This is a genomic window from Clostridium sp. 1001271st1 H5 (genome assembly GCF_005845215.1).
GTDB lineage: Bacteria > Bacillota > Clostridia > Lachnospirales > Lachnospiraceae > Enterocloster.
This window is the reverse complement of sequence record NZ_SPHO01000011.1, coordinates 180,895-204,951: the sequence shown is the minus strand read 5'-3', so window position 1 is coordinate 204,951 and position 24,057 is coordinate 180,895. Positions and strand designations below refer to the sequence as shown.

Here is a 24,057-nt window from a genome sequence, read left to right as displayed (position 1 = left end):
AATAGAAACCAGGTTCAGAAATCACGACAAAATTACTTAAAAAGCGGTTTTTACCCTCCTTCTTTTCTGCTATGATGAAACCATCAGAAATGAGAAGGAGGGTATTATTATGAAGAAAAAACTGGCACTTTTGTTGGCATGCTCCATGGCTTTAAGCCTTACTGCCTGCGGAGGCGGCAACAAGGCAGCAGATACCACGGCTGCACCTGAGACCACCACGGCAGCCGCTACGGAGGCTGCAAAGGAAGAGAGTAAGGATGAGGCAGCGGAAACCACGGCAGCTGAGGCAGCAGGCGGGGACATGGATGCCCTCATCGAAGCAGCCAAGGCGGAAGGCGAACTGACTGTATACGGCTCCTGTGAGGAGGAATATCTGTCGGCTGCCTGCCAGAATTTCGAGAAGCTGTACGGAATCAAGACAAAATACCAGAGACTTTCCACATCAGAGGTTTATACCAAGATATCCGAGGAAGCAGGCAAACCATCTGCTGACGTATGGTTCGGCGGAACCACAGACCCCTATAACGAGGCAGTGGCTGACGGCCTTCTGATGGAGTATGAGGCAATCAATGCCAAGAACCTGATTGGCGACCAGTACAAGGACCCAACCAACTGCTGGTACGGCATCTATAAGGGCATCCTGGGCTTCATGGTCAATACCGAAGAGTTAGACCGCCTGGGTCTGGAAGCTCCCAAGACATGGGACGACCTGACCAAGGAAGAGTACAAGGGACTCATTATGCTGTCCAACCCCAACACGGCCGGCACAGCAAAGCTGCTCATCAACACCATGGTTCAGATGAAGGGCCATGACCAGGCCATGGAGTATTTCAAGGCCCTGGACAAGAATATTTCCCAGTACACCAAGTCCGGTTCCGGCCCATCCAAGATGGTAGGCCCGGGCGAGTGCGTAATCGGTATCGGATTCCTTCATGACGGCATTTACCAGATTCTTCAGGGCTACGACAACATCCAGTTAATTGTACCTGAGGACGGAACCTCCTTTGAGGTAGGCGCTACCGCCATCTTCAACGGATGCACACATCCAAACGCAGCCAAGCTGTGGATTGAATATGCCCTGTCTCCTGACTGTGTGGACCACGCCAAAGAAAACGGCTCCTACCAGTTCCTGGTATTAAGCAATGCCACCCAGCCTGAGGAAGCCACCAAGTTTGGTCTGGATATGAACAATACCATTGACTATGATTTTGAAGATGCAAAGGAAAACAGTGCCAAGTATGTAGAGGACTTCTTCGCAGCTCTTGGAAGCTCCTCCGACAGCGCGGATTCCAGCCGTTTCTTAACAGAATAGGCGGGGCCCCAGCCGGTGTCCGGCACTTGGAAATGTAATGTAGTGTAAGCTTGCAAACGGGTGCTGCGTAATGGTTGACATCATTCATTACGCAGCATTTGTTACATTATGGTCCTGGCTTTGCGGAAGGGACCGTAAGATATCAAGAGGAAAAAATTCCTCGGGAAAGGGGGCCTCATTGTGGCCAGAAAACAGAGCGCTGAGCTGGAGCGCAAGAAATTTTTTTCAGACCCCGTACTGGTGAGTATGATTGTGGTGCTGCTGGTATTCCTGGCATTGTTCATCCTGTACCCCCTTCTGATGCTGCTGGTAGACAGCTTTTATTCGGAAGGTAAGATTACCCTGGAGGTATTCACAAGGGTGCTGAGCCTGGAGCGGTTCCAGAAGGCTTTCAAGAACACCCTGGTGTTAGGCATGATTACAGGAATCGCGTCCACTGCCATCGGTCTGCTGTTCGCCTATGTTGAAGTGTATGTAAAGCTTAAGACAAAGGTGCTGGAGAAGCTGTTTGCCATGGTTTCCATGCTTCCCGTGGTATCTCCTCCTTTTGTACTGTCACTGTCCATGATTATGCTGTTCGGACGAAGCGGCATCATCACCCGCTCCCTTTTGGGAATCTATGATTCCAATGTGTATGGACTGAAGGGAATCGCCATTGTACAGACACTGACCTTTTTCCCCGTATGCTATCTGATGCTGAAGGGGCTTTTGAAAAATATCGACCCCTCCCTGGAGGAGGCCACAAGGGATATGGGAGCCACCCGGTGGAAGGTGTTCACCAGCGTCACATTTCCCCTTCTTCTTCCCGGACTGGGCAATGCATTCCTGGTAACCTTCATTGAGTCCGTGGCGGATTTCGCCAACCCCATGCTGATTGGCGGCTCCTACGACACACTGGCCACCACCATCTACCTGCAGGTAACAGGGGCCTATGACTCCACCGGCGCGGCAGCCATGTCCGTGGTGCTCCTGTCCCTGACCGTGGTGCTGTTCCTGATTCAGAAGTATTATCTGGAAAAAAAGACAGCGGCCACCCTTACGGGAAAGGCCTCCCGCATGAGAATGCTCATAGAGGATAAGAGCGTTACGGTTCCTCTGACCATTTTCTGCGGCGCTGTGTCGGCTTTTGTTATGCTGATGTACATCATGGTGCCCTTTGGCGCTCTGTTCACCCTCTGGGGCAGAGATTACAGCCTGAGCCTTAAATGGTTCCAGTACATGTTCAAGACCAGCGGACTTAAGGCATTTAAGGACTCCTTTGTCCTGTCCCTGATTGCGGCCCCGCTGACAGCCTTCCTGTCCATGGTTATCTCCTATCTGGTGGTAAAGAAACGGTTTAAGGCCAAAGGCTTCATTGAATTTGTATCCATGCTTGCCATGGCGGTACCCGGAACCGTGCTGGGCATCGGATATATCAGGGGCTATGCCAACGGCCTGTTCAGGACCGGTATCATGAGCGGACTTTACGGCACCGGCCTTATCCTGATTATCGTATTCATTGTGCGAAGCCTTCCCACCGGCACCAGAAGCGGCATCTCAGCCCTGCGCCAGATTGACAAGTCCATCGAGGAATCGGCCTATGACATGGGAGCAGGTTCTGCCAAGGTGTTCATGACCGTGACCCTTCCCCTGATTAAGGATTCCTTTTTCAGCGGACTGGTAACAGCCTTTGTGCGGAGCATCACGGCAATTTCAGCCATCATTCTTCTGGTGACTCCGGACTTCCTGCTCATCACCTGCCAGATTAATGAGCAGGCGGAAAAGGGAAATTACGGCGTTGCATGCGCCTATGCAACCGTGCTGATTGTCATAACATACGGCGCAGTTCTCATCATGAATACCCTGATGAAGTTCTTTGGGGTCAGCAGGAAGATAAGGCAGGAGAGCTAAGTGCTCATAGCGGGCCGCTGCGCTAAGCGGTCAAAGGACGCCCGCCAAGCGCCAGCGGCATGCATCGCACGTAAGCGTCTAAAAGACAGACGCTAAGTGCTCATAGCGAGGAGGATAGTTGATATGGAGAAACAGAAAAAAGGTGTTCGTCTGGAACACATTTCTAAAATATATACGGACCCAAAGACAGGCAAGGAGTTTTATGCAGTGCAGGATACCACCCTGGATATTGAACCGGGCAGCTTTGTGACCCTCTTAGGGCCTTCGGGATGCGGCAAGACAACCACCCTGCGCATGATTGCAGGCTTTGAGAGCCCGGACGAGGGGGATATCTATCTGGGGGATGAGGCTATCAACGCCCTGACCCCTAATAAGAGGGACACGGCCATGGTATTCCAGAGCTATGCCCTTCTGCCCCACTACAATGTCTTTGACAATGTGGCCTACGGCCTGAAGATACGCAAGCTCCCCAAGGAGGAGATTCATGAGCGGGTTATGAACATCCTGAAGCTGGTGGAGATGGAGGGCATGGAGTCCCGTATGACCAACCAGCTCTCCGGCGGCCAGCAGCAGCGTGTGGCCCTGGCCAGGGCCCTGGTCATTGAACCCAGCGTACTGCTGTTTGATGAACCTTTAAGTAATCTGGACGCCAAGCTGAGGGTTACTATGAGGACGGAAATCCGTAAAATCCAGCAGAAGGTCGGAATTACAGCCATCTATGTAACCCATGACCAGTCCGAGGCCATGAGTATTTCCGATAAAATCATTATCATGAGCAAGGGTAAGGTGGAGCAGATTGGAACGCCCAGGGAGATTTACTATCATCCCAATTCCAGGTTCGTGGCTGACTTTATCGGGGAGGCTAACTTCCTGGATGCCAGGGTCAGGTCCGCCAGCGGTGAAAAAGCGGTCATTGATGTGGTGGGACAGGAGCTTACGGTCAACAACTTTGCCAAGGCAGGACCCGGGGACGATGCCGTGCTGGTCATCCGGCCTGAGGGAGCCACCCTGGCGGAGCAGGGGCTTTTGGAAGGCACTGTCACCCTGTCCACCTTCATGGGGTCCTATCAGTACTATCAGGTCATGGTGGGGAACATGGAAATCCAGATTACGGATTACAATCCGGTGAACCGCAGGATATATGAGGTGGGGGAGAAGGCATACCTGGATTTCGACCCCAAGGGGGTTTACATTCTGTAGGCGGTTTTGGTATAATGTGTAAAACATGATACCTGCGCCGGCCTGGTTCCGTCCAGCGGCAGGGAAGGCGCCGGCCGGACCGTGTGCATCCCGGGAGGGACAGCATGGCCGGAGCACACGGCAGACAGTATGGGGAATCGGATGCGTATGAAAAAGAGTTGGAAGATATATATTGCAGTGACAGGGATGTCCCTCTGCCTGGCCGGATGTGCAGGCAGCGGGACTTCTGCGGTTGCGGACCATGCAGCGGATGAGGAGCTGGTAATTTACTGCCCTCATCCGCTTGAGTTTATTAACCCTATTGTGTCGGAGTTTGAGGGACGGACCGGAATACGGGTCTATGTCCAGACCGGCGGCACAGGGGAGCTTCTAAAGATGGCGGAGGAGGGAAACGGTCCTCCCTGCGACATATTCTGGGGCGGTTCCCTGTCCACCACCATACCCAAAAAGGAGCTGTTTGAGCCCTACATAAGCTGCAACGAGGACATGGTGCGGGATGAGTTTAAGAACAGGGAAGGCAATATGAGCCGATTCACGGATATTCCCAGCGTAATCATGGTGAATACCAACCTGATTGGGGATGTGGAGGTGGAGGGCTATGAGGATTTGTTAAAGCCGGAGCTGAAGGGCAGAATCGCCATGTGCGACCCGGCCACCTCCTCCTCTGCCTATGAGCATCTTATCAATATGCTCTACGCCATGGGTGACGGAGAGCCGGAACAGGGCTGGGATTATGTGGAGGACTTCTGCCGGAACCTGGACGGCATTCTGTTAGGAGGTTCAGGGGAGGTGTATCAGGGGGTGGCCCAGGGAAAATATGCCGTGGGGCTTACGTTTGAGGAGGCTGCCGCCCACTATGTGGCGGACAAAGGACCGGTGAAGCTGGTATACATGAAGGAGGGCGTCATTTCCACACCGGACAGCGTCTGCATTGTAAAGGGCAGCCGCCATGTGGAGGAGGCCAGGGATTTTGTGGACTTTGTCACGGGCAGGGATGCCCAGACCGTCATTTCCATGAGGCTGGACCGCCGTTCCGTGAGAAAGGATGTGGAGGAGCCTGTCTATCTGCCGGATAAGGAGGACATCCATATTATATACAGCCGGGAGGATGAGGTGAATTCCAGAAAGGGGAGGTGGCTGGAGCATTTTGCCGCTGTTTATGCCGGTGTGCTGGAGGAGGAGGCCGGTGCGTCCGGGGAGCCGGCCGGTGTTCCTGGGGGACTGGTCAGTGGGCACGGGGAGCCGGCCGGAATGCCTGAGAAAACCGGGGAGGTGGATGCCCGGTGAAAAAGGAACGGTATTTCCGCCATGAACTGGAACGCATGTTTATTGCCTACGCCATTGTCCCGGCGGTCATATTTACCCTGGTGTGCGGCCTGCTCTTCATGGCAGTTCTGCTCCACGGGAAAAAGAGCAGCAACATTGAGCACAACCGGTATGTGGCCGGCCTTCTGGACAATGTGCTGGCGCGGTATGAGGAGGGAGTGGAGGAGATGGCTTCCCAGCCAGGCTGCTTTGACAGAATCAAAGACCAGGACGGAAAGGCTGAGATGTTTGGGATATTTTACGGCATCACCAACAGCCTGGGCCTGGAGGGGGATTTGTTTGTCCTGGACAGCAGCAGGAACATCCTTTTATCCAGCCGCAGCAGCCTCCCGCAGTTTCTGGATGTGCCGGAGGACGTGTCCTGGGGCATATTTGACGATATGGACCGGGAGCCGGATAAGACGGCCCTCAGGCTGGCGGAGGGATGGAAAAGCGGCGGCAGCGCCATTGCCATAGGGCGGAGCGTGACGGACGGGGATAAAAAGCTGGGGTATATCCTGTGCTCCATCCCCAGCAGCCAGTTTAAGGCTCTTGTGGACAAGCCGGATATCCAGACCATTATAGCCGACCCCTTTGGCTGGGCCTATGTCAGCAGCAATTACAGCTTCTTAAACAGCAGCAACCAGGTTATGAAGGTCCTGCGGGAGACAGGCAGGTATCTGAGCCATGAGAAACAGATGTACCTGGTCTCCCGGCAGCAGGTCCCCAGGGGCGGGTTTACCGTGTATTCCATCTCCGATATCCAGAACATTGTCATTTCCCTGGGGTTAGGCAGCGGCCTGGTCATTACGGCCCTGGTGCTCATGACACTGTGGATGCTTCTCAACTCCAGGAAGGTGACGGAGAAAAAGACAGAGGACTTCTATAAAATCCTGGATGTGATGGAAAATGCCAGGGACGGCAACCTGGAAGGGGTCATACGCATACAGAGCAGCAATGAATTCAAAATCATTGCCGATGCCTATAACGAGACGATACAGAGCCTGAGAATCCAGATGGAGAACAACCGGAAGATGGCGGAGCTGGTGTCCATGGCCCAGAACAAACAGCTGGAATCCCAGTTCAATCCCCATTTCCTGTACAATACCCTGGAGAACATCCGGTATATGTGCAAGCTGGAGCCTGGGACGGCAGAAAGGATGGTGTTCAGCCTTTCAAACCTGCTGCGCTACAGCCTGGACGGCAGTAAGGCGGAGGTGACGCTGAAGGAGGACCTGGAGCACCTGGAATCCTATCTGACCATACTGAAGCGCAGGTTCGGGGAACGGTTTCTCTGCCGGATTGACGTGGAGCCGGAGGCCATGGACCTGCGGATTCCCAAGCTGGTGCTTCAGCCCATGATTGAGAACGCGGTGAAATACGGGTTTGGAAAGCAGCTCAACCTGACCGTGGAGCTGAAAGCCTATATCCATGAGGGAAAACTCATTATGATATGCCGGGACGACGGGGTGGGAATCCCCCAGGGAACCTTAAGCGAGCTGACAGCCCTGCTGGAACAGAAGGAAAATCCCAGAAGACATTCGGGGCTGTATAACATTCACAGAAGAATCGATATCCTGTACGGAAGGCCCTACGGGGTGGAAATCAGAAGCGCGGAGGGACACGGCACCACCCTGGTGGTAACCCTGCCGGTGAAAAGAGAGGAATCAGACGGATGTTGCGTGTGTTGATTGCAGAAGATGAAGAGATGATACGGAAGGGGCTGGTCTATACCACGGACTGGCTGTCCATGGACTGTGTGGTGGTGGCTGAGGCAGCCGACGGCCAGGACGGGTATGAGAAGATTCTGGAGTACAGGCCGGATGTGGTTATAACAGATATCTGCATGCCCTTCATGGACGGCATAGAGATGATAAAAAAAGCTTCGGAGCAGGTAAGGTTTAAGAGCATCCTGCTGACCAGCTATGCGGATTTTGAGTATGCCAGGCGGGCCATTGAAGCCAGGGTCTGCGAGTACCTGCTGAAGCCTGTGGACGAGGAGGCCCTGGCAGGCATTATGGAACGGCTGGGGGAGGAAATCGTAAGCAGCCGCCAGGTGGAGCATGTGATGGAGCAGGCCGAGATAGAGGGGGGCAACCTGAACCTGGAGTACTATATGCAGCTGGACCTGTCGGAGAACCAGTATGTTTCCAGGGCCATAAAGGCCATACGTGAGGGTTTTGCCAGGAAACTGAGCATCGAGTCCATCTCAGAGGACCTGGGGGTCAGCGCCAGCTACCTGAGCCGCAAATTCAAGGAGGTTACGGGACAGACCTTTCTGGACTTCCTCAACAAATACAGGGTCCAGCAGGCCATCGTAATGCTGGGTACCAGACAGTACAGAATCAGTGAGATATCAGAGGCAACGGGATTTACGGACTATAAGCATTTCTGCTCCGTGTTTAAGAAGTATACCTCCAAATCTCCCACCAAGTTCATCAAAGGGGTATCCTGAGAATTCGTAAGAAATCTTACAATTATTTCCATGGACTGAATTGCCTTGACCTTAGAGCGGCTCCATGGTTTATGCTGGATATGTCAGAAATGACGCTGGCCCGGTCTGCTTTGTATCAAAGCACCGGGCCTTCCCCTTTTTACGGGGCAGTAACAGAATCATGCATAGTGATATTTTGTCCTGTATTTGCGTATGAAATAAAGGCACAGCAGGACTCCGCCGAATTCTGCTATGGGAATGGCCAGCCACACCCCGTCCATTCCGATGATAAAGGGCAGCACCACCAGGCTGGTGATAATCAGGCCAAAGGTGCGCACGAAGGAGATGACGGCGGATATCCGTCCGTCGGACAGGGCCGTAAACAGGGCTGAGGCAAAGATGGTGAAGCCGGAAAAGAGGAAGCTGCAGGCAAATATCATGAATCCATGCCTTGCCAGGTCATAGACCGGCGTACCCCTGCGGGCGAAAATCTCCACCACCAGGCTGCCGCCCAACTGGGCCATAAGGAAGACGGCCAGAGAGGAGGCTGCCGTGAAAATGAGAGAGGTCCTAAACACCTGCCTGAGCTGTTCCTGGTTCCGGCTGCCGTAATTAAAGCTTATGACAGGGGACACGCCCTGGGAAAATCCCATGAACAGTGCATTTAAAAGGAACTGGGAATACTGGATGATGGTAATGGCCGCCACCCCGTCCTCCCCTGCAAAATGCATCATCAGCAGATTGAACAGAAAGGTGATGACGCCGGAGGAAAGGTTTGTCACCATCTCGGAGGAGCCGTTGAGGCAGGCTTCCGCCAGTTCCCTTTTTATAATGCGCGGCCTTACGAACCACAGGCTCTTTCTGGCAGAGGCAAAGTAAATAAGGCCGATGAGGGCCGGTATGGTGTAGCCTGTGACCGTGGCAATTGCCGCCCCTGCAATGCCCATTCCCATGGGTACTATAAGCACATAGTCCAGAACTGCATTGGCAATGCCTGCCAGCAGGGTAAGGAACAGTCCGATTCCCGGCTTTCCCTCTGTGACAAAATACATCTGGAACTGAATCTGAAGCATGAGGGAGGGCGCAAAAGCCAGCTGCCAGCGCAGGTAGGTGACGCAGTCCTCCAGGAGCAGGTCGCTGGCGCCCAGCATACGGGACAGGGGCACTGCCGCCAGGTTCCCAAGGACGGCGAAGACCAGTCCTACTATGATATTCATAAGGATAATGGTTGTGAAGGTTTCTCTGGCGCTGTCAGGCTGTCCCTCACCCATTTTTTTTGCCACAATGGCATTGCTTCCCGTGGACAGCATAACGGAGATGCCCAGCACGATGTTGATTACAGGGTAGACGATATTGACCGATGAAAGGGCGTTTGTGCTGACAAACCTGGATACGAAGACCCCGTCCACAATGGTGTACAGGGACATCACCACCATCATGACAGTGGTGGGCAGCGCAAACAGCATCAGGGACCCGAAGGTAAATTTTTTGGATAATGAATAACTCATGTTAACACTCCTGTTTTTAATTCAATAGGACAAAGCCTGTTGTATATTGATAATTTCAGCCGCAGGTATTATCATATGCTATAGGGTAACCCGATAGTCAAGAGGAGATTTGCGAAAATGGAAAAAAAGTCGGAATTATATTTTACCACAGGTGAATTTGCCAGGATACTGGGGGTCAGAAAGCACACGCTGTTCCACTACGACGAAATCGGCCTGTTTTCCCCGGCCCTTAAGGAGGAGAACGGATACAGGTATTATTTTGTATGGCAGATGGACATGTTTGAGGTCATACGCGCCCTGCAGAAGCTGGGGATGTCCCTGGGGGAAATCAAGGAGTACATGGAAAAACGTTCCCCGGAGCGGTTCATGTCCATGATGGACGGCAAGAAGCGTCAGATTGACGACGAGATACGGCGTCTGAAGAATATGAAGCGCTTTATCCTTCATGAGGAGGAGTCGGTCCGGCTGGCCATGAAGGCTGTGCTGGATGAACCCAGGCTGGTGGAGAGGGAACGGGAATATCTTCTCATGTCCGACATCAGTGCGGGCTCGGAGCGGAAGGCGGCGGTGGAGATAGCAGAGCATGTCAGGATGCAGGAAAAGTATCACGGCGCAATGGGTGCAGTGGGCTCCGTCTATCTGGGAGAGGACCTGGACCAGGGCATATACGACCGCTATGTGAAGGTGTATACAAAACTTGACAGGAAGGCGGCCTCCCACCGGGTTCAGAAGCGGCCGGAGGGAACCTATGTGGAGCTCTACAGCAGGGGCCATCTGTGGGATATGGAAAAGCCTTACCGCCTTATCAGCCATTTTGCCGGGCAGCAGGGAATCCGGCTGGGGCAGATGTGGTATGAGGATTTGATGCTGGATGAGCTGACGGTGAAGGACTATGAACAGTATATCGTGAAAGTAATGGTGCCTGTGGACAAAGCGTTGATAAGAGAGTATAATGTAAAATAATACCAAATGAATGGAATGCGCCTGCAGCCAAGGAGAAAATTAATATGAAGCCCAGCATATGGAGGAGAGTGGACATACAGGTTTCCGTATTCACTGCAATTGTAGTGGCCCTGTTGACATTCTCCATTTTTTGGTTCCAGTACAGGATTACATACAATGATACCCTGATTAGCCTGAGGGACCAGGCGGAGGCCATATACGGTTACGTGGAGAAACGCCTGGATAAAAGCACCTTTGACCAGGTGCTGGCCAGGGAAGATATGGAGAGCGATGTTTACAAGCGGGCCCATGATTCCTTCCGCAGGGTCAGGGAGATTTCCGGCGTGCGGTATTTATACACTGCAAAGATGAATGAAAATGGGGAATTCGTGTATATCATTGACTGCCTGGATGAATCGGAGCCGGACTTCCGGTATCCGGGGGACCTGATAGAGCCTGAGATATACCCGGACATGCAGAGGGCCCTGGACGGACAGCAGGTGCTGCCGGACCGGATTAAGGATACTGGATGGGGAAAGATATTTATTACCTACATGCCTATATACCATGGGGACCGGGTACTGGGAGTAGTGGGAATCGAGTTTGAGGCCGACCACCAGTACGATACCTACCGGAGCCTGCGCCGCCTCCTTCCCCTGTTTATCCTGCTGTTCAGCCTTGGGGCCTGCTGTGCGTCCAGGCTGCTGTTCAGGCGCATATCCAATCCCTTTTACAGGGACATGTCAAATACGGACTACCTGACCCAGCTTAAGAACCGGAACGCGTACCAGCTGGATATAGGAAACCGCATTGCCAGGAAGGCCCAGGAGGGAACGGGATTTATCCTTCTGGATTTAAACGGCCTTAAGCATGTGAACGATACCCTGGGACACGATGCAGGGGATGTATATATTACCTGTGTTTCAAAAGCCTATCTCAGCATGGGTACCAGGGAGGCGGTGATGTACCGCATTGGAGGCGATGAGTTCGTGGTGGTGATGCCGGATGCGGACCAGGACAAAATCCTGGATTTTATGGAACGGTTCGAGGCCATGTTTAACAGGGAGGCAGACATGCCGGAGTTTACCTTTTCCTGGGGGTATTCCATCTATGACCCAGGGGCTGATGCAGACCTTTACAGCACATGCCGCAGGGCGGATAAGAACATGTACATGAAAAAGCAGCAGTATTATAAGAATAAGAGCGCAGAGGAGGATACGGATGGGACTGCTTGACAAGCTGTTTAAGAAGGGACCAAAAGCAGACGGGGTGTCAAAGGGCGGCTCGCCCATTTACCGCTATGAGGATAAGGAGAACGAGGGATGGAGGCCTCCGGAGGCCTGCGGCGTATACGCGGAGGAGATAAACGCCCATTTCCAGGCGCTGTTTCCCAACCGGGAGGAGTTTGTGTTCCATGAGATTCTCTCGGATTTGGTCCATATTGATGTGAACATCATGCGGCCGGATGAAACCCATCCCTACTATGTGATGTATACCACGGGCATGAGCGACCTGCCCATGACCCTGCCTGAGGAAATCCGGGACAGGGAGGACCTTAAGTACGGGGAACTGTATATGTTCCTTCCAAAGGAGTGGAATCCGGGAGAGACAGGCCAGCTCAACAGCGATATTCCGGAAACAGAGTACTGGCCCATTGGGCTGATTAAATACCTGGCCCGGTTCCCCCATGAGTACGGCACCTGGCTGGGCTGGGGACACACCATTCCCAATGGCCCCGATTATGAGCCCCTGGCGCCGGATACCGGAATGGGCGGCGTGGTACTGGTACAGACCGGCGGTGATATGGGAAGCATGGAGGCAAAGGACGGCAGGAAGGTAAATTTCTATATGGTCATACCTGCATACAGGGAAGAGATTGAGTATAAGCTGGAGTATGGAATGGAGGCGCTGGATAAGCGGTTTTCCGACGGGAACCTGCCCATGGTGCTGGATATACACCGGCCCAATCTGTGTGAGGATTTTATGGGGTAGGGCCGGTGCTGCCGCCCTCCATGAACTTGACAGGGGAGCATCCCACATATTTTTTAAATACCTTGATAAAATATTTATAATCCGAGAAGCCCACAAGGTCTGCGATTTCGTAGACCTTGTATTTATTTTCCTTCAGCAGGTCCACGGCTTTCTGCATCCGGTAGCGGTTCAGATAGTCGTTAAAGGTGTAGCCGGTAAAGCGTTTGAACTTGGAGTTCAGGTAGGTGCATGACATTCCGCACTGTTCGCTGATATCCGTCAGGGACAGGTGGGAACCATAATTGTTCCGGATGCAGTCCATCATGTGCTCCACATGGCGGTTTTCCTCAGGGCCGTCCCCTGTTTCCGGCTCGTCCAGTATGCCTAGCTTCCGCTTCTCCATGTCCAGCTGCCTCATCTCATGTTTAAACCTGGCCGCTGCCTGCTGCTTGGCTTTAATCTTTCCAAGGGCGTCGTAGAGCTCGCTGAAATTCACCGGCTTCAGAAGATACTCCGTGACCCCCAGGCGGATGGCCTTTCTGGCGTATTCAAAGTCGCTGTAGCCGGACACGATGATGGCGTCAAAGCCGTATTCCTCTATACTGTCCTCCAGCATGGACAGACCGTCCTTCACAGGCATGTTGATGTCCACCACCACGATATCCGGGCTGGTTTCCCGGATTTTTTCCAGGCCTTCCAGGCCGTCCACGGCCTCTCCCACCACCACGCAGTCCGCGTCCTGCCAGTTTACCATGAACAGCAGGCCCTTTCGTATGATATCCTCGTCCTCTACAATCAGGACCTTATACATATGTATCCTCCTCCATATCCGCGGGAAGGGTGATGCTCACCCGCGTGCCGGTTCCGGGGGAGCTCTCAATGGTCAGGCCGTAGGCAGGACCGTAGAGAAGCCGAACCACCCGGTGTGAATTGTATAAACCGATATGCTCCCTGTAAATGTCCTCCTGCTCCAGGGCTTCCCGCAGTTCCTTTAGTTTTTCCTGGCTGATGCCGCTGCCATTGTCCTCCACGCACAGCACCAGTGCGCTGTCCCTTTGGCGTGCCGTGATGGTGACGGATATGCAGCGGGCATCCTTCATCCCGTGGACAAGGGAATTCTCCACCACCGGCTGCAGCAGCAGCTTGGGTATCCTTAAGTCCATCAGCTCCTCGGGAATGTCAATGTGGTAATTCAGCCTGCGGTTATACCGCATCTTCTGAAGCAGGAGGTAGTCGTTGATGTATTCGATGTCGGTCTGCAGGGGCACGATGGTGCTGCCGTAATACACGCTGTAGCGCATCAGGTTGGCAAAGGCCATGACCATCTCAGCTGCTTTCTGGGAGTCAATGGCAATCTCATAGCGGAGGGTTTCCAGCACGTTGAAGATGAAATGGGGATTAAACTGTTCCTCCAGCTGCCTGATTTCCATGGTGCGCTTGCGCTCTGCCAGCTCGCTGTTGTGAAGCATCAGCTCCTCGCGCTGGATGACCATGTTGCGGAACGCATCGTTGAGCATCTGGAATTCGTCAAATACCTGGCTCTTTAAGCGGTAGTCCATATTTCCCCGGCCCATTTCCCCAACCGAGGCCTGGAGCTCGTCAATGGCCTGCAGGTTCTTTTTGGTGATGCGCAGGGTCAGGGGCGGAATCATAATAACCATCAGGATTCCGGCCAGTCCAAGGAACAGGACGCCGTAGGTCACAAGGCTGCGCTGGAATTCCATGGATACCAGGGTATACAGAATCAGGGAGCTTTCAGGAAGCGATTCCTTATGTATGTGGTAGCGCTTGTTGTTGACCTTGACGATGTTGCCCTTCTGCCAGTCCATCCGGTATTTGCCGGCAGGATATTTTTCCATGGGGTCTGCATTCTGTCTTCCCACTGCAAAAATCAGGTTGTCATACCGGTCCGTGATGACCACATCGTCCAGGGGGTATTCCCGCACTGCCTCGTAAATCTGTTCATCCATCAGGTCGAAGAACAGATATCCGCAGATTCCGTCTGCATCTGCAATAGAGCGGGCCAGAAGCAAATCCCCGGCCTGTCCGTGGGCAAAATTCAGTCGGCTGGGCATGGTATGGGTCATGGAAGGCTCTTCCTGCATTTTTTCCGTCAGGCTCCTGTAGACGGCGCTGCCCAGGAATATATCCCGGTTTCCCTCAAAAAGGCTGGAGCTTACCATGCGCCCCTCCGTATCTGTGAGGGCGAAGGTACACCGTATGGGCTGGGACGTGGTAAAGCCGTAGAGCAGCCGGTTGACCTGGGTGGCTGTATCTGCATTTTCCTGTTTCAGGGCATCCAGAAAACGGTAATCCGTGGAAAAGTGTTCCAGACCTTCCTTATAGGCGGTTACCTGTGTGTCCAGGATGGACGCCAGAAGGGCGTTGTTCCTCCGGTTGCTTCCCACGCTGATCCATTGGACATTGATGAACAGAAACAGCCCCATCAGCACAAAGAGAAGTGAGATGATGGAGATGGCATATTTAAAGAAAGAACGCTTGATGTAATCCCTGTACTGGTTGCCTGCCATGGCGGGTACCTCCCGGAAGTAGTGAAGTACAGTGCCCTCCGGACACTGTACCTCCTATTATATCATAGTTGGAAATTAAATGCTGATGTCATTGCTGCCTGTGACTTTGAAGAACACCAGCAGCGATACGATGCTGGTCAGGGTCAGGATGGTGGAGTAGGCCGCGGCATTGCCGAAGTTGCTGCGGATGACCTCCGCATAGATGGCCACGGTCAGGGTCTGGGTCCTGCTGGTATACAGGATGATGGAGGAACTGAGCTCGCTGATTAAGGTAATCCAGCTCATGATGGCGCCGGAGAGCACGCCGGACATCATCATGGGCACTGTCACCTTTACAAAGGATTTTGTCTCAGTGCACCCCAGGCTGATGGCTGCCTCCTCCACGCTGGGACTGATTTGTCCGATGATGGCGGTGCTGGAGCGTATGGTGTATGGCATACGCCGTATGGACAGGGAAATGACGATGATGACCGCAGTGCCGCTGAGCAGCAGGGGCCTGCTGTTAAAAGCGTACAGGAAGGAGATACCCAGGACAGAGCCGGGTATAATGTAGGGAAACATGGTCACAGTGTCCAGGATGCCTGTGAGGAAGGATCTTTTCCTGACCGTCAGGTAGGAGATGAGGATACCGAACACCACCACAATGGCAATGGCGCATATTCCGAACAGGTAGGTGTTGAAGATGGCGGTGTTGTTGTTCTTGGAGAACAGGGTGTTCCTGTAGTTTTCCAGGGAAAAGCCGCCTGTGTAGACCGTTCCTCCGCCGGTTGCCAGAAAGGAGGTGAAGATGACCGTAATCTGGGGCAGGATGGCAATGAGCACCACTGCGTACACGAACAGGTGGGACAGGATGTTGCGGGTGCCGGTGCATTTTTCCGCCACCATGGGCTTTAAGGCGGTCATGGAATAGGTAAAGCGGCTGCCCAGATAGCGCTGGAGGAAAAAGAGCACCAGGGTGATGCCGATGACAATGACGCAGAGGGCTGCGGCAAAATGGTCGTCCGTGCTGACCTCGCCCATGAACTGGCTGTAAATCAGCACCGGGAAGGTCTTATAGCCCTCGCCTATGAGCATGGGAGTACCGAAGTCAGAGAACACGCGCATGAACACCAGCAGGGAGCTGGCCAGCATGGTGGGCATTACCAGGGGGACGATGATTTGCATGACCCGCTGGAAGGCCGTACAGCCAAGGCTTTCAGCTGCCTCGTTCAGGGAATTGTCCAGATTCTTCAGGGCCCCGGATATGTACATGTACACCAGAGGGAAGGACTGGAGGGAGAATACCAGCACAATGCCCGCAAAACCGTAGATGCCTCCCAGCTTTACATGAAAAAGGCTGTTGAGTATCTTGGTAAAGAAGCCGTTGCGCCCTAACAGCTGAATCCAGGCATAGGCGCCGATGAAGGGCGGGGACAGGTAGGAGATGACAATCAGGATGTTCAGGTATTTGCTTCCCTTAATCTGCACGCTCCTTAATACGTAGGCCATGGCCAGCCCCAGAAAGGCAGCCACCAGGGTGGAAACAATGGTGACCTTGAAGCTGTTCACCAGGGTGCTCCAGTAGTATTTTCTTGCGAAAAATTTGGTAAAATAGGCGAAACTTAAATGTCCGTCCTCAGAGAGAACGCTTTTATAGAGCACCAGCACCAGGGGATAGACCACGAAGAGAAGGAACAGGGCCAGGATTCCCAGTGCCATTGCAACCCAGATATTTAGTTTTTTCTCTCCTGCATATCTCATGAATGGTCCCTCCTGACAATAAGGCTTTGACTGCCGTCCTCGGTGAATACGTTGATTTTATGGGGCTGCACGCCCAGGCGGATGGGTGTGTGGTCCGGTATGATATCCCAGATATCGGAGTTCTGTATGACTTCCATTTCCCTGCCGTCCTCTGTCTCCACAAAGTAATGGGTGGTAATGCCCAGAAATACACTGCTTTGTACGATGGCAGGTATGCCCTGGCTGCCGTCCCGGCTGATAATGAATTCCTCAGGCCGGATGGATACCTTCACTGCCTGGCCGTCCCTGGCGCTGTCATCCAGATTCTCCATGGCAACGCTGTAATCCCCGATGTGAAGCAGTGTCCTTCCGTCCCTTGCCTCGATGCGTCCGTCCATGATGTTGGAGAGGCCGATGAAGGTGGACACAAAGATGTTGGAGGGGCGCTGGTACACATTCTTGGGAGTGTCAATCTGCTGGATGACACCGCCGTTCATGACCGCGATGCGGTCCGATACAGCCAGGGCCTCCTCCTGGTCATGGGTTACATATATGGTGGTGATGCCCACCTGCTGCTGGATGCGCTTGATGGCGTTCCTCATCTCCACCCTCAGTTTGGCGTCCAGGTTGGACAGGGGTTCGTCCATGAGCAGCACCTCCGGATGGATGACAATGGCCCTGGCCAGGGCCACGCGCTGCTGCTGGCCGCCGGAGAGCTTGGATGGCATACGCTTTTTCAGATGGTCAATCTTAACCACCTTCAGAATATCGTCCACCTGCGACTCAATCCGGTCCTGGGGCACCTTGCGGTTCTTCAGGCCAAAGGCCACATTGTCACGGACCGACATATGGGGGAAGATGGCGTAGTTCTGGAATACCATGCCCATGTTCCTCTTGTTGGTGGGGATGTTGTTGATGACCTTGCCGTCAATCTTGATTTTACCGCCCTCAATGGAATTGAATCCTATAATCATGCGCAGCAGGGTGGTTTTGCCGCACCCGGAAGGCCCTAAGAGGGTGAAGAATTCACCGGGCCGCACGTCTAAGGACAGACCGTTTATGATGGTATCCTTTCCGAACCGTTTGATTACATTTTCTATGCTGATAGCTACACTCATTGTCTGTAACCCTCCTTGTTATGAGTATTTGGCGCCTGTGCTTCAGGCGTTTAAAAAGGACTGCCTAATCTGACCGTTTCGAGCCGCCAAGAGGTGAAGTGCGGTGACAGGATGATGTGGTCAGCATAAGGGGCAGTCCTTTGGGGGCATGTTTATGCCTGTTTTGCGTGTTCTGTCAGATGAGCGGAGCAGCCGGTCAGTCCATGGAAGTCTCCATATGCTCGCTGAAGAGGTTGGTGATTTCCGTCTTGTGCTCAGCAACCCAGCCCTCGTCGTAGTTATCAAACAGCTTGATTTCAGACTGCGGCGTCATATAGTCAGCCAGCTTGGCATCCTTTCTGAGGGGCCTTACTGTCAGGTTGGAGCCCACTGCGTTCTGAATCTTCTCTGAGAGCATGTAATCCACAAATTTCTTTGCATTCTCAGGATGCTTGCAGTCCTTTAAAATCTGTACGGACTCGCCGGGGAATATGGCTCCCTCTTTGGGGAATACAACCTCAACCGCAGCGCCTTCCTTTACATAGTTGGCAGCCGGGTCTTCCCAGGTCAGGCCCACCACATACTCGCCTTCCGCAACACCCTTATACACCTGGCTGGAGCTGTTGGCCATCTTGCCGTCCAGATTTGCGATGAACTGGTCCACGTAAGCCCAGGCTTCGTCGGATAACGGGTCGCCGTCCTTGCCCATACCGTAGAGCATGGCCAGCAGGGACTGGAATGCGGAACTGGAGTTTACAGGGTCGCCAAAGGCAATCTTGCCCTTTAGCTCCGGATTAAGTAAATCCGCAAAACCGTCAATCTGCATGTCGCCCTTTAAGTCCTTGTTGACAATCATGACCGTCGGGTCTGCAAAGGCAGGGGTGAAATAGCCGGTGGTATTGCGGAACGCTTCCAGCATGTTCCCGTCCTCAGAGGACACATACTCCATGAATAGTTCCTTGGAGGAGGAGAGCATGGTCTGGTCAGCCACCCAGAAGATGTCACCCAGGGGATTATCTTTTTCGGACTGAGCCCTCTTAAGCAGCTCGCCGGTACCGGCCACCACCACCTCCACCTTAATTCCCGTATCCTTCTCAAACTCAGGAATCACAGCATTGTTCAGGGCCTCGCTTCTGGCTGTATAGACTACCAGTACTGGTTCCTCATCTCCGGCAGCAGCATCCTTAGCCGCCTCTGTCTTATCAGTACCGGCATCGGCTGCCTCTGTCTTGGCTGCCCCGGTTTCTGCGGGCTGCTGGGGAGCGCTGGTTTTTGATGCGCCTCCGGAACAGCCTGTGGCCGCCAGGGCTGCTGCCATGATGACTGCGGTTGCTTTTTGAAATTTCCTCATATGAACATTCCTCCCTTAAACATATTTTTTTGCTTCACCACATTTTTCATAACTTAATTTTAGCATCCGCAGGGAGAAAGTAAATCCGACAATCCCACAAAAAGGTGGAAAATAAACAACAGACGGACTGAAATGATTGAAAATTTCCTGTCCGTCTGCTGATATAGCTGAATGTTTACTTGTTTTTCTTGCCGTCCTTGCCTTTTTTACCCTCTTTGTTCTCCTTGGAAGCTTTTTTATCCCCCTTTTTGGACTTGCCGGACTTCTTGGGCTTATCGCCTTTGGAAGCTTCGGATTTCTTGGATTTGGAGGCTGCATCCTTTTCTTCGGAGGCTGTCCCGGCAGCGGGACCATCCTGGATGACATCCTCCTGAACCTGGGGCCGTCCCTCAGGGACATACTCAATGATATCGCTGATGCAGCAGTCCAGAATGGTACAGAGCGTGTCCAGGGTATGGGTGGAAACATGCATATTCTTTTTCAGCCGCCCTATCTGTCCGGCGCTGAAGTTATAATGTTTAATCAGCCGGTACTGAGTCATGCCCCTGGCTTCCATGGTTGCCCACAGCCGTTCATAGCGTATCATATCTTCTCCCTTCGTTATGAGCACTTAGTGACCGTCCTTTGGTCACTTACGTGCGATACATGTCACTGGCTATTATCAATAAATGGATTATACCATGAAACCGGCGCAAATACAAGGATGATTGGCAGAAATGGGAATAAAAGAGAGAAAAATGGGAATAGTAGGAATGACCGTATGTCACACTGTTTTCATATATGATTAGGAGGAGAATCCATGAGTGATTTTAAGACCAGCGAGACAGCTAAAAATCTTATGAGAGCCTTTGCAGGCGAGAGCCAGGCCAGGAACCGCTACACCTTTGCGGCGGGGCTGGCAAAGGAGCAGAAGATGCCCATGGTGGAGGCTGTATTCCGCTACACGGCAGACCAGGAAAAGGAGCACGCAGAGATATTTTACGACTATCTGAAGCCGCTGGATAAGGAAACCATATTCATAGACGGAGGTTATCCGGTGGATTTGGAGAAGAATACCCTGTCCCAGCTCAATGCGGCGTCCCACAATGAATACGAGGAGCATGACGTGGTATACAAGTCCTTCGGGGACATCGCGGAAAAGGAAGGATTTTCCCAGATTGCAGCCACCTTCCGCATGATTGCAGAGATTGAGAAAACCCATGGAGAGCGTTTCCAGTATCTGGCCGATTTGCTGGGAGCCGGGAACCTGTACGTATGCCAGCAGAGGGAGACATGGATTTGCACCAACTGCGGATATATATATGAAGGGGAGGAACCCCCCCAGTATTGTCCGGTGTGCCGCCACGACCAGGGCTATTTTGCCCGCAGGGAGCTGGCTCCATGGTATTTGCACAAGAATAATCAGGCAAAGTAGCTGCGCAGGCAAAATAAGATTTTACAAAGAGGGTGAGAGGGTGGTATAATGTCCACGCAGGCAAAGCCCGCGGCCCTGATGGATTAAAGTCCGGTCAGGGCCTGCTGCGCCCTTTGAAAATGAGACAAAAACCTGATAATCACCTGATGAAGGAGAACAGATAAATGCCAAAACAAATTCAAGCAGTCATATTTGACCAGGACGGACTTATGTTTGATACGGAGAGTCTGGCCGCCACATCCTGGTTTGAAGTAGGGCCGAAATACGGTATCCATGTGGACAGCAATTTCCTCCGGGACATCCGGGGATGCAAGCCGGACAAGGTAAAACAGGTCTGCACCCGGCAGTTCGGTGAAGATGCCATGAAGGACTATGACCGGTTCCGGGAAGAAAAGCGTCAGTATTCCTACCGCTGGATTGCCCAGCACGGGGTTCCGGTAAAAAAGGGCCTTAAGGAACTGCTCATATATCTGAAATCACACAATATAAAGACAGCCGTGGCAACGGCCAGCAGTGAAGGCTGGACCCAGGGCAATGTTAAGGGTGCCGGAGTGGAGGATTATTTTGATGATTACATATACGGGGACATGGTAAAGGAAGCAAAACCAAACCCCGCCATTTTTCTGCTGGCAGCCCGGCGCCTGGGAGTGGAGCCTGGGTCATGCGTTGTCCTGGAAGACAGCTTTAACGGAATCAAGGCAGCGGCGGCAGGCGGTTTTAATCCTGTGATGGTACCTGACCAGGACCAGCCGGACGAAGAAATCAGGAAGCTGCTGACTGCCTGCTGCGACAGCCTTACGGATGTAATCGGCCTCTTTGAGACCGGAAGGCTTATATTGAAGCAGCCATAGGAGCCTATTAAAGAAGAGGCCGTTAAATAAAGGAATGAACCATATGTGGAAAGAAGCCGCCGCCCTGACCGCGGCGGCAGGCGCTGCCTGTCTGCTGCGGTCAGAGTACGAAAAAAAGCATTTTTCAGTGGAAGTAACAGAAATTATTTCCGGCAAACTGGACAGGGACAGGACCCTGGTATTCCTGTCCGACCTTCACAACAACGAGTTTGGCCGGGACAACGGGGAGCTGGTGGCAGCCATCCGCCGTCTGAATCCGGATGCAGTGTTATCCGGCGGAGACATGATGGTCTGCAAGGGAAAGAGGGACATAAAGGTTCCGCTGAAGCTGTTCCGCCAGCTGGCTGCCAGCTATCCGGTGTACTGCGGCAACGGAAACCATGAGAACCGTATGGTATGGGAGCGCGGTTTATACGGTGACCTGTATGAGGAATACAGGGATGCCATGACTGCCATGGGGGTTCATTACCTGGAGGACAGCTGGTCCATGCTGGGAAGGGACATCCGGATTGCGGGCCTGGACCTGGCGCCCTGCTTTTACCGGAAGGCCCTGTACCAGAAGGTGCCGTCTATGCCGGAGGGCTATATGGAACGGAAACTGGGCAGAGGTCCCTCTGCCTGTAAGAAGGAGCCTTTTACCATCCTTCTGGCCCATTCCCCCCTGTATTTTGATTCATATGCCCGGTGGGGAGCGGACCTGACCCTGGCGGGACATTTTCATGGAGGAACCATCCGTATACCGGGACTGGGGGGAGTGATGACGCCCCAGTACCAGTTCTTTCTTCCCTGGTGCGCCGGGGATTTTGAACGGGACGGAAAACGGATGATTGTCAGCCGGGGACTGGGGACCCACTCCATCAACATCCGGCTCAACAACAGGCCCCAGCTGGCATTAATCCGCCTGAAACGGGCGTGACAGACTGAATATCGCGGACAGGTGAAAGAATGGAAACCATATCCTATAAGCTGGAGCATTTTGAAGGCCCTCTGGACCTGCTGCTCCATCTCATTGAAAAAAATAAGATTAACATATATGATATTCCCATTGTGGAAATCACGGCCCAGTACCTGGATTATGTGCGCCATATGGAACGGGAGGACTTAAACATTGTCAGCGAGTTCCTGGTAATGGCAGCCACCCTGCTTGACATTAAGGCCAGGATGCTCCTTCCGAAGGAAGTGGATGAGGAAGGGGAGGAGATTGACCCAAGGGCTGAGCTGGTCATGCGCCTGCTGGAATATAAGAAATATAAGCTGATGGCCGACGAGCTGGCCGACCGGGAGGACGGGGCCCTAAAGCATCTCTACAAGCCCTCCACCCTGCCGCCTGAGGTGGCGAAATACGAGCCGCCCGTGGATTTGGACAAGCTTTTGGACGGACTTACCCTGGCAAAGCTTCAGAGAATCTTTGAACAGGTTATGAAGCGCAAGGAGGATAAGATTGACCCTATCCGAAGCAATTTCGGAACCATACGCAGGGAGCCTGTAAGCCTGGAACAGAAGATAGGGAATGTACTGACCTACGCCAGGAGAAAGCGCAGATTCAGCTTCAGGGAGCTTCTGGAGGGACAATCGGACAAGCTGGAGGTGGTGGTCACCTTTCTGGCCGTGCTGGAGCTGATGAAGATAGGAAAGATTCACCTGAGCCAGGAGGAGACCTTTGGGGACATGGACATAGAGACGCTGGAGCAGGAAGGCGAGGAAGAGGAGCTGGATTTGACCCAGCTGGGTGATTTTGAAGGATGATGGATGGAATCGTATGAGCAATCAAGACAGAATAGAAGCCCTGGAGGCCGGGGCCGGCGTGGTCGAAACCCGCACCGGAAAGCTGGCCGGAAGTGAGAAAAAAGAATCAAAGGAGCCGGAGGGACAGATGGAGCTTGCCTTTCCTCCCACAGAGGACGAAAAGGAGCAGGAGGCTGTCATAGAAGCAGTGCTCTTTACCATGGGAAGGTCGGTGGAGCTGCGCCAGCTGGCGGCAGCCATCGGGCAGCCGGAGGAGGTGGCCAGGAAGGCGGTGGAACGTCTGACAAAGCGGTACCGGTCAGCCAGAAGCGGCATGGAGATAACCCAGCTGGAGGACAGCTACCAGATGTGCACCAAGGCAGCCTACTACGAAAACCTGATACGGGTGGCCTCCGCCCCCAGGAAACAGGTTCTGACAGAGGTGGTGCTGGAAACCTTGTCCATCATTGCCTACAAGCAGCCGGTGACCAAGATGGAGATTGAGAAGATACGAGGCGTCAAATCCGACCATGCGGTGAACCGTCTGGTGGAGTATAACCTGGTCTACGAGGTGGGCCGCCTGGATGCGCCCGGCCGTCCCGCCCTTTTTGCCACCACTGAGGAATTCCTGCGCAGATTCGGCGTTGGCTCTGTCCAGGATTTGCCGGACCTGGGTCCTGAACAGGAGGCGGAAATCAAGGCAGAGGTGGAAGAGGAGCTGCAGCTTAAGCTGGAGGAACTGCCGGCTGAGGCTGCGGAGGAAACCGCGGGTGAAGATGGGGAACCGGAGGCCTGACGCCTGTGTTT

At 53.2% G+C, this 24,057-nt stretch carries 21 protein-coding genes; 14 read left to right on the top strand and 7 right to left on the bottom strand.

Features of this window, described 5'->3' with window-relative positions:
• The first annotated feature begins 109 nt into the window (after nt 1-109).
• The 6 genes from FGS84_RS17900 (at nt 110) to FGS84_RS17875 (ending at nt 8,162) form a co-directional block, all read left to right on the top strand.
• Nucleotides 110-1,312, top strand: a complete 1,203-nt coding sequence (locus tag FGS84_RS17900; protein ID WP_138309805.1) for an ABC transporter substrate-binding protein — start codon at nt 110-112, stop codon at nt 1,310-1,312.
• A gap of 180 nt (nt 1,313-1,492) precedes the next feature.
• Nucleotides 1,493-3,202 (top strand): iron ABC transporter permease, encoded by a 1,710-nt coding sequence (locus FGS84_RS17895; protein WP_138309804.1) that lies wholly within the window; start codon nt 1,493-1,495, stop codon nt 3,200-3,202.
• Between the two features lie 123 nt (nt 3,203-3,325).
• On the top strand, nt 3,326-4,402 hold the full coding sequence (locus tag FGS84_RS17890) for an ABC transporter ATP-binding protein (RefSeq protein ID WP_138309803.1): 1,077 nt from the start codon (nt 3,326-3,328) through the stop codon (nt 4,400-4,402).
• Nucleotides 4,403-4,549: 147 nt separating this feature from the next.
• Nucleotides 4,550-5,689 carry an extracellular solute-binding protein gene (locus FGS84_RS17885; protein ID WP_347563854.1) on the top strand — a complete coding sequence of 380 codons (1,140 nt, stop codon included), beginning with the start codon at nt 4,550-4,552 and terminating at the stop codon, nt 5,687-5,689.
• Nucleotides 5,686-7,398, top strand: coding sequence for a sensor histidine kinase (locus FGS84_RS17880; RefSeq protein WP_138309802.1), 1,713 nt, complete (start codon nt 5,686-5,688; stop codon nt 7,396-7,398). The genes FGS84_RS17885 and FGS84_RS17880 overlap by 4 nt, the downstream gene beginning before the upstream one ends.
• Nucleotides 7,392-8,162 (top strand): response regulator, encoded by a 771-nt coding sequence (locus FGS84_RS17875; protein WP_330640793.1) that lies wholly within the window; start codon nt 7,392-7,394, stop codon nt 8,160-8,162. Before FGS84_RS17880 ends, FGS84_RS17875 begins: the two co-directional genes overlap by 7 nt.
• Nucleotides 8,163-8,320: 158 nt before the next feature.
• Here the strand turns inward: FGS84_RS17875 and FGS84_RS17870 are convergent, their stop codons facing one another.
• Nucleotides 8,321-9,649, bottom strand: coding sequence for an MATE family efflux transporter (locus FGS84_RS17870; RefSeq protein ID WP_138309800.1), 1,329 nt, complete (start codon nt 9,647-9,649; stop codon nt 8,321-8,323).
• Nucleotides 9,650-9,766: 117 nt separating this feature from the next.
• Here FGS84_RS17870 and FGS84_RS17865 point away from each other — a divergent pair, with 117 nt between their 5' ends.
• Genes FGS84_RS17865 through FGS84_RS17855 form a run of 3 tightly spaced genes read left to right on the top strand, consistent with a single transcriptional unit; the run spans nt 9,767 to nt 12,583 of the window.
• Nucleotides 9,767-10,612, top strand: a complete 846-nt coding sequence (locus tag FGS84_RS17865; protein ID WP_138309799.1) for a MerR family transcriptional regulator — start codon at nt 9,767-9,769, stop codon at nt 10,610-10,612.
• 44 nt (nt 10,613-10,656) lie between these two features.
• Entirely contained in the window at nt 10,657-11,826 is a 1,170-nt protein-coding gene (locus FGS84_RS17860) for a GGDEF domain-containing protein (protein ID WP_138309798.1), read from the top strand.
• Nucleotides 11,813-12,583, top strand: a complete 771-nt coding sequence (locus tag FGS84_RS17855) for a suppressor of fused domain protein (RefSeq protein WP_138309797.1) — start codon at nt 11,813-11,815, stop codon at nt 12,581-12,583. The genes FGS84_RS17860 and FGS84_RS17855 overlap by 14 nt, the downstream gene beginning before the upstream one ends.
• Here the strand turns inward: FGS84_RS17855 and FGS84_RS17850 are convergent.
• The 6 genes from FGS84_RS17850 to FGS84_RS17825 form a co-directional block, all read right to left on the bottom strand.
• On the bottom strand, nt 12,573-13,373 hold the full coding sequence (locus FGS84_RS17850) for a response regulator (protein WP_138309796.1): 801 nt from the start codon (nt 13,371-13,373) through the stop codon (nt 12,573-12,575). The genes FGS84_RS17855 and FGS84_RS17850 overlap by 11 nt on opposite strands.
• Nucleotides 13,366-15,093, bottom strand: coding sequence for a sensor histidine kinase (locus FGS84_RS17845; RefSeq protein ID WP_138309795.1), 1,728 nt, complete (start codon nt 15,091-15,093; stop codon nt 13,366-13,368). Before FGS84_RS17845 ends, FGS84_RS17850 begins: the two co-directional genes overlap by 8 nt.
• 75 nt (nt 15,094-15,168) lie before the next feature.
• Entirely contained in the window at nt 15,169-16,833 is a 1,665-nt protein-coding gene (locus FGS84_RS17840; RefSeq protein WP_138309794.1) for an iron ABC transporter permease, read from the bottom strand.
• Nucleotides 16,830-17,930: an ABC transporter ATP-binding protein gene (locus FGS84_RS17835; RefSeq protein WP_138309793.1), complete on the bottom strand. Its 1,101-nt coding sequence runs from the start codon at nt 17,928-17,930 to the stop codon at nt 16,830-16,832. The genes FGS84_RS17840 and FGS84_RS17835 overlap by 4 nt, the downstream gene beginning before the upstream one ends.
• A 196-nt stretch (nt 17,931-18,126) precedes the next feature.
• Nucleotides 18,127-19,260, bottom strand: coding sequence for an extracellular solute-binding protein (locus tag FGS84_RS17830; protein WP_138309792.1), 1,134 nt, complete (start codon nt 19,258-19,260; stop codon nt 18,127-18,129).
• Between the two features lie 175 nt (nt 19,261-19,435).
• A complete protein-coding gene (locus FGS84_RS17825) occupies nt 19,436-19,846 on the bottom strand; it encodes a helix-turn-helix transcriptional regulator (protein WP_138309791.1) in 411 nt (136 codons plus the stop codon).
• 213 nt (nt 19,847-20,059) lie between these two features.
• On the opposite strand from FGS84_RS17825, the gene rbr reads away from it, so the two are divergent.
• The 5 genes from rbr (at nt 20,060) to scpB (ending at nt 24,046) form a co-directional block, all read left to right on the top strand.
• On the top strand, nt 20,060-20,674 hold the full coding sequence (gene rbr / locus FGS84_RS17820; RefSeq protein WP_138309790.1) for a rubrerythrin: 615 nt from the start codon (nt 20,060-20,062) through the stop codon (nt 20,672-20,674).
• A 164-nt stretch (nt 20,675-20,838) separates the two neighbouring features.
• Nucleotides 20,839-21,525, top strand: a complete 687-nt coding sequence (locus FGS84_RS17815) for an HAD family phosphatase (protein WP_138309789.1) — start codon at nt 20,839-20,841, stop codon at nt 21,523-21,525.
• Nucleotides 21,526-21,568: 43 nt separating this feature from the next.
• Complete coding sequence (locus tag FGS84_RS17810) at nt 21,569-22,441, top strand: metallophosphoesterase (RefSeq protein WP_138309788.1); 873 nt, start codon at nt 21,569-21,571, stop codon at nt 22,439-22,441.
• A 29-nt stretch (nt 22,442-22,470) separates the two neighbouring features.
• The gene (locus FGS84_RS17805; RefSeq protein WP_138309787.1) at nt 22,471-23,271 is read left to right on the top strand and encodes a segregation/condensation protein A; all 801 of its coding nucleotides are present in this window, start codon (nt 22,471-22,473) and stop codon (nt 23,269-23,271) included.
• A 127-nt stretch (nt 23,272-23,398) separates the two neighbouring features.
• Nucleotides 23,399-24,046: an SMC-Scp complex subunit ScpB gene (gene scpB / locus FGS84_RS17800; protein ID WP_347563855.1), complete on the top strand. Its 648-nt coding sequence runs from the start codon at nt 23,399-23,401 to the stop codon at nt 24,044-24,046.
• The last annotated feature ends 11 nt before the right edge of the window (nt 24,047-24,057 follow it).

Bases quoted from the DNA above. Each gene is read 5' to 3' on its own strand.
- FGS84_RS17825 (WP_138309791.1), bottom strand. From the start codon at position 19,846: ATGATACGCTATGAACGGCTGTGGGCAACCATGGAAGCCAGGGGCATG.
- FGS84_RS17900 (WP_138309805.1), top strand. From the start codon at position 110: ATGAAGAAAAAACTGGCACTTTTGTTGGCATGCTCCATGGCTTTAAGC.
- FGS84_RS17835 (WP_138309793.1), bottom strand. From the start codon at position 17,930: ATGAGTGTAGCTATCAGCATAGAAAATGTAATCAAACGGTTCGGAAAG.
- FGS84_RS17885 (WP_347563854.1), top strand. From the start codon at position 4,550: ATGAAAAAGAGTTGGAAGATATATATTGCAGTGACAGGGATGTCCCTC.
- FGS84_RS17845 (WP_138309795.1), bottom strand. From the start codon at position 15,093: ATGGCAGGCAACCAGTACAGGGATTACATCAAGCGTTCTTTCTTTAAA.
- FGS84_RS17815 (WP_138309789.1), top strand. From the start codon at position 20,839: ATGCCAAAACAAATTCAAGCAGTCATATTTGACCAGGACGGACTTATG.
- FGS84_RS17850 (WP_138309796.1), bottom strand. From the start codon at position 13,373: ATGTATAAGGTCCTGATTGTAGAGGACGAGGATATCATACGAAAGGGC.
- FGS84_RS17810 (WP_138309788.1), top strand. From the start codon at position 21,569: ATGTGGAAAGAAGCCGCCGCCCTGACCGCGGCGGCAGGCGCTGCCTGT.
- FGS84_RS17840 (WP_138309794.1), bottom strand. From the start codon at position 16,833: ATGAGATATGCAGGAGAGAAAAAACTAAATATCTGGGTTGCAATGGCA.
- FGS84_RS17860 (WP_138309798.1), top strand. From the start codon at position 10,657: ATGAAGCCCAGCATATGGAGGAGAGTGGACATACAGGTTTCCGTATTC.
- FGS84_RS17855 (WP_138309797.1), top strand. From the start codon at position 11,813: ATGGGACTGCTTGACAAGCTGTTTAAGAAGGGACCAAAAGCAGACGGG.
- rbr (WP_138309790.1), top strand. From the start codon at position 20,060: ATGAGTGATTTTAAGACCAGCGAGACAGCTAAAAATCTTATGAGAGCC.
- FGS84_RS17865 (WP_138309799.1), top strand. From the start codon at position 9,767: ATGGAAAAAAAGTCGGAATTATATTTTACCACAGGTGAATTTGCCAGG.
- FGS84_RS17830 (WP_138309792.1), bottom strand. From the start codon at position 19,260: ATGAGGAAATTTCAAAAAGCAACCGCAGTCATCATGGCAGCAGCCCTG.
- FGS84_RS17890 (WP_138309803.1), top strand. From the start codon at position 3,326: ATGGAGAAACAGAAAAAAGGTGTTCGTCTGGAACACATTTCTAAAATA.
- scpB (WP_347563855.1), top strand. From the start codon at position 23,399: ATGGAGCTTGCCTTTCCTCCCACAGAGGACGAAAAGGAGCAGGAGGCT.
- FGS84_RS17870 (WP_138309800.1), bottom strand. From the start codon at position 9,649: ATGAGTTATTCATTATCCAAAAAATTTACCTTCGGGTCCCTGATGCTG.
- FGS84_RS17805 (WP_138309787.1), top strand. From the start codon at position 22,471: ATGGAAACCATATCCTATAAGCTGGAGCATTTTGAAGGCCCTCTGGAC.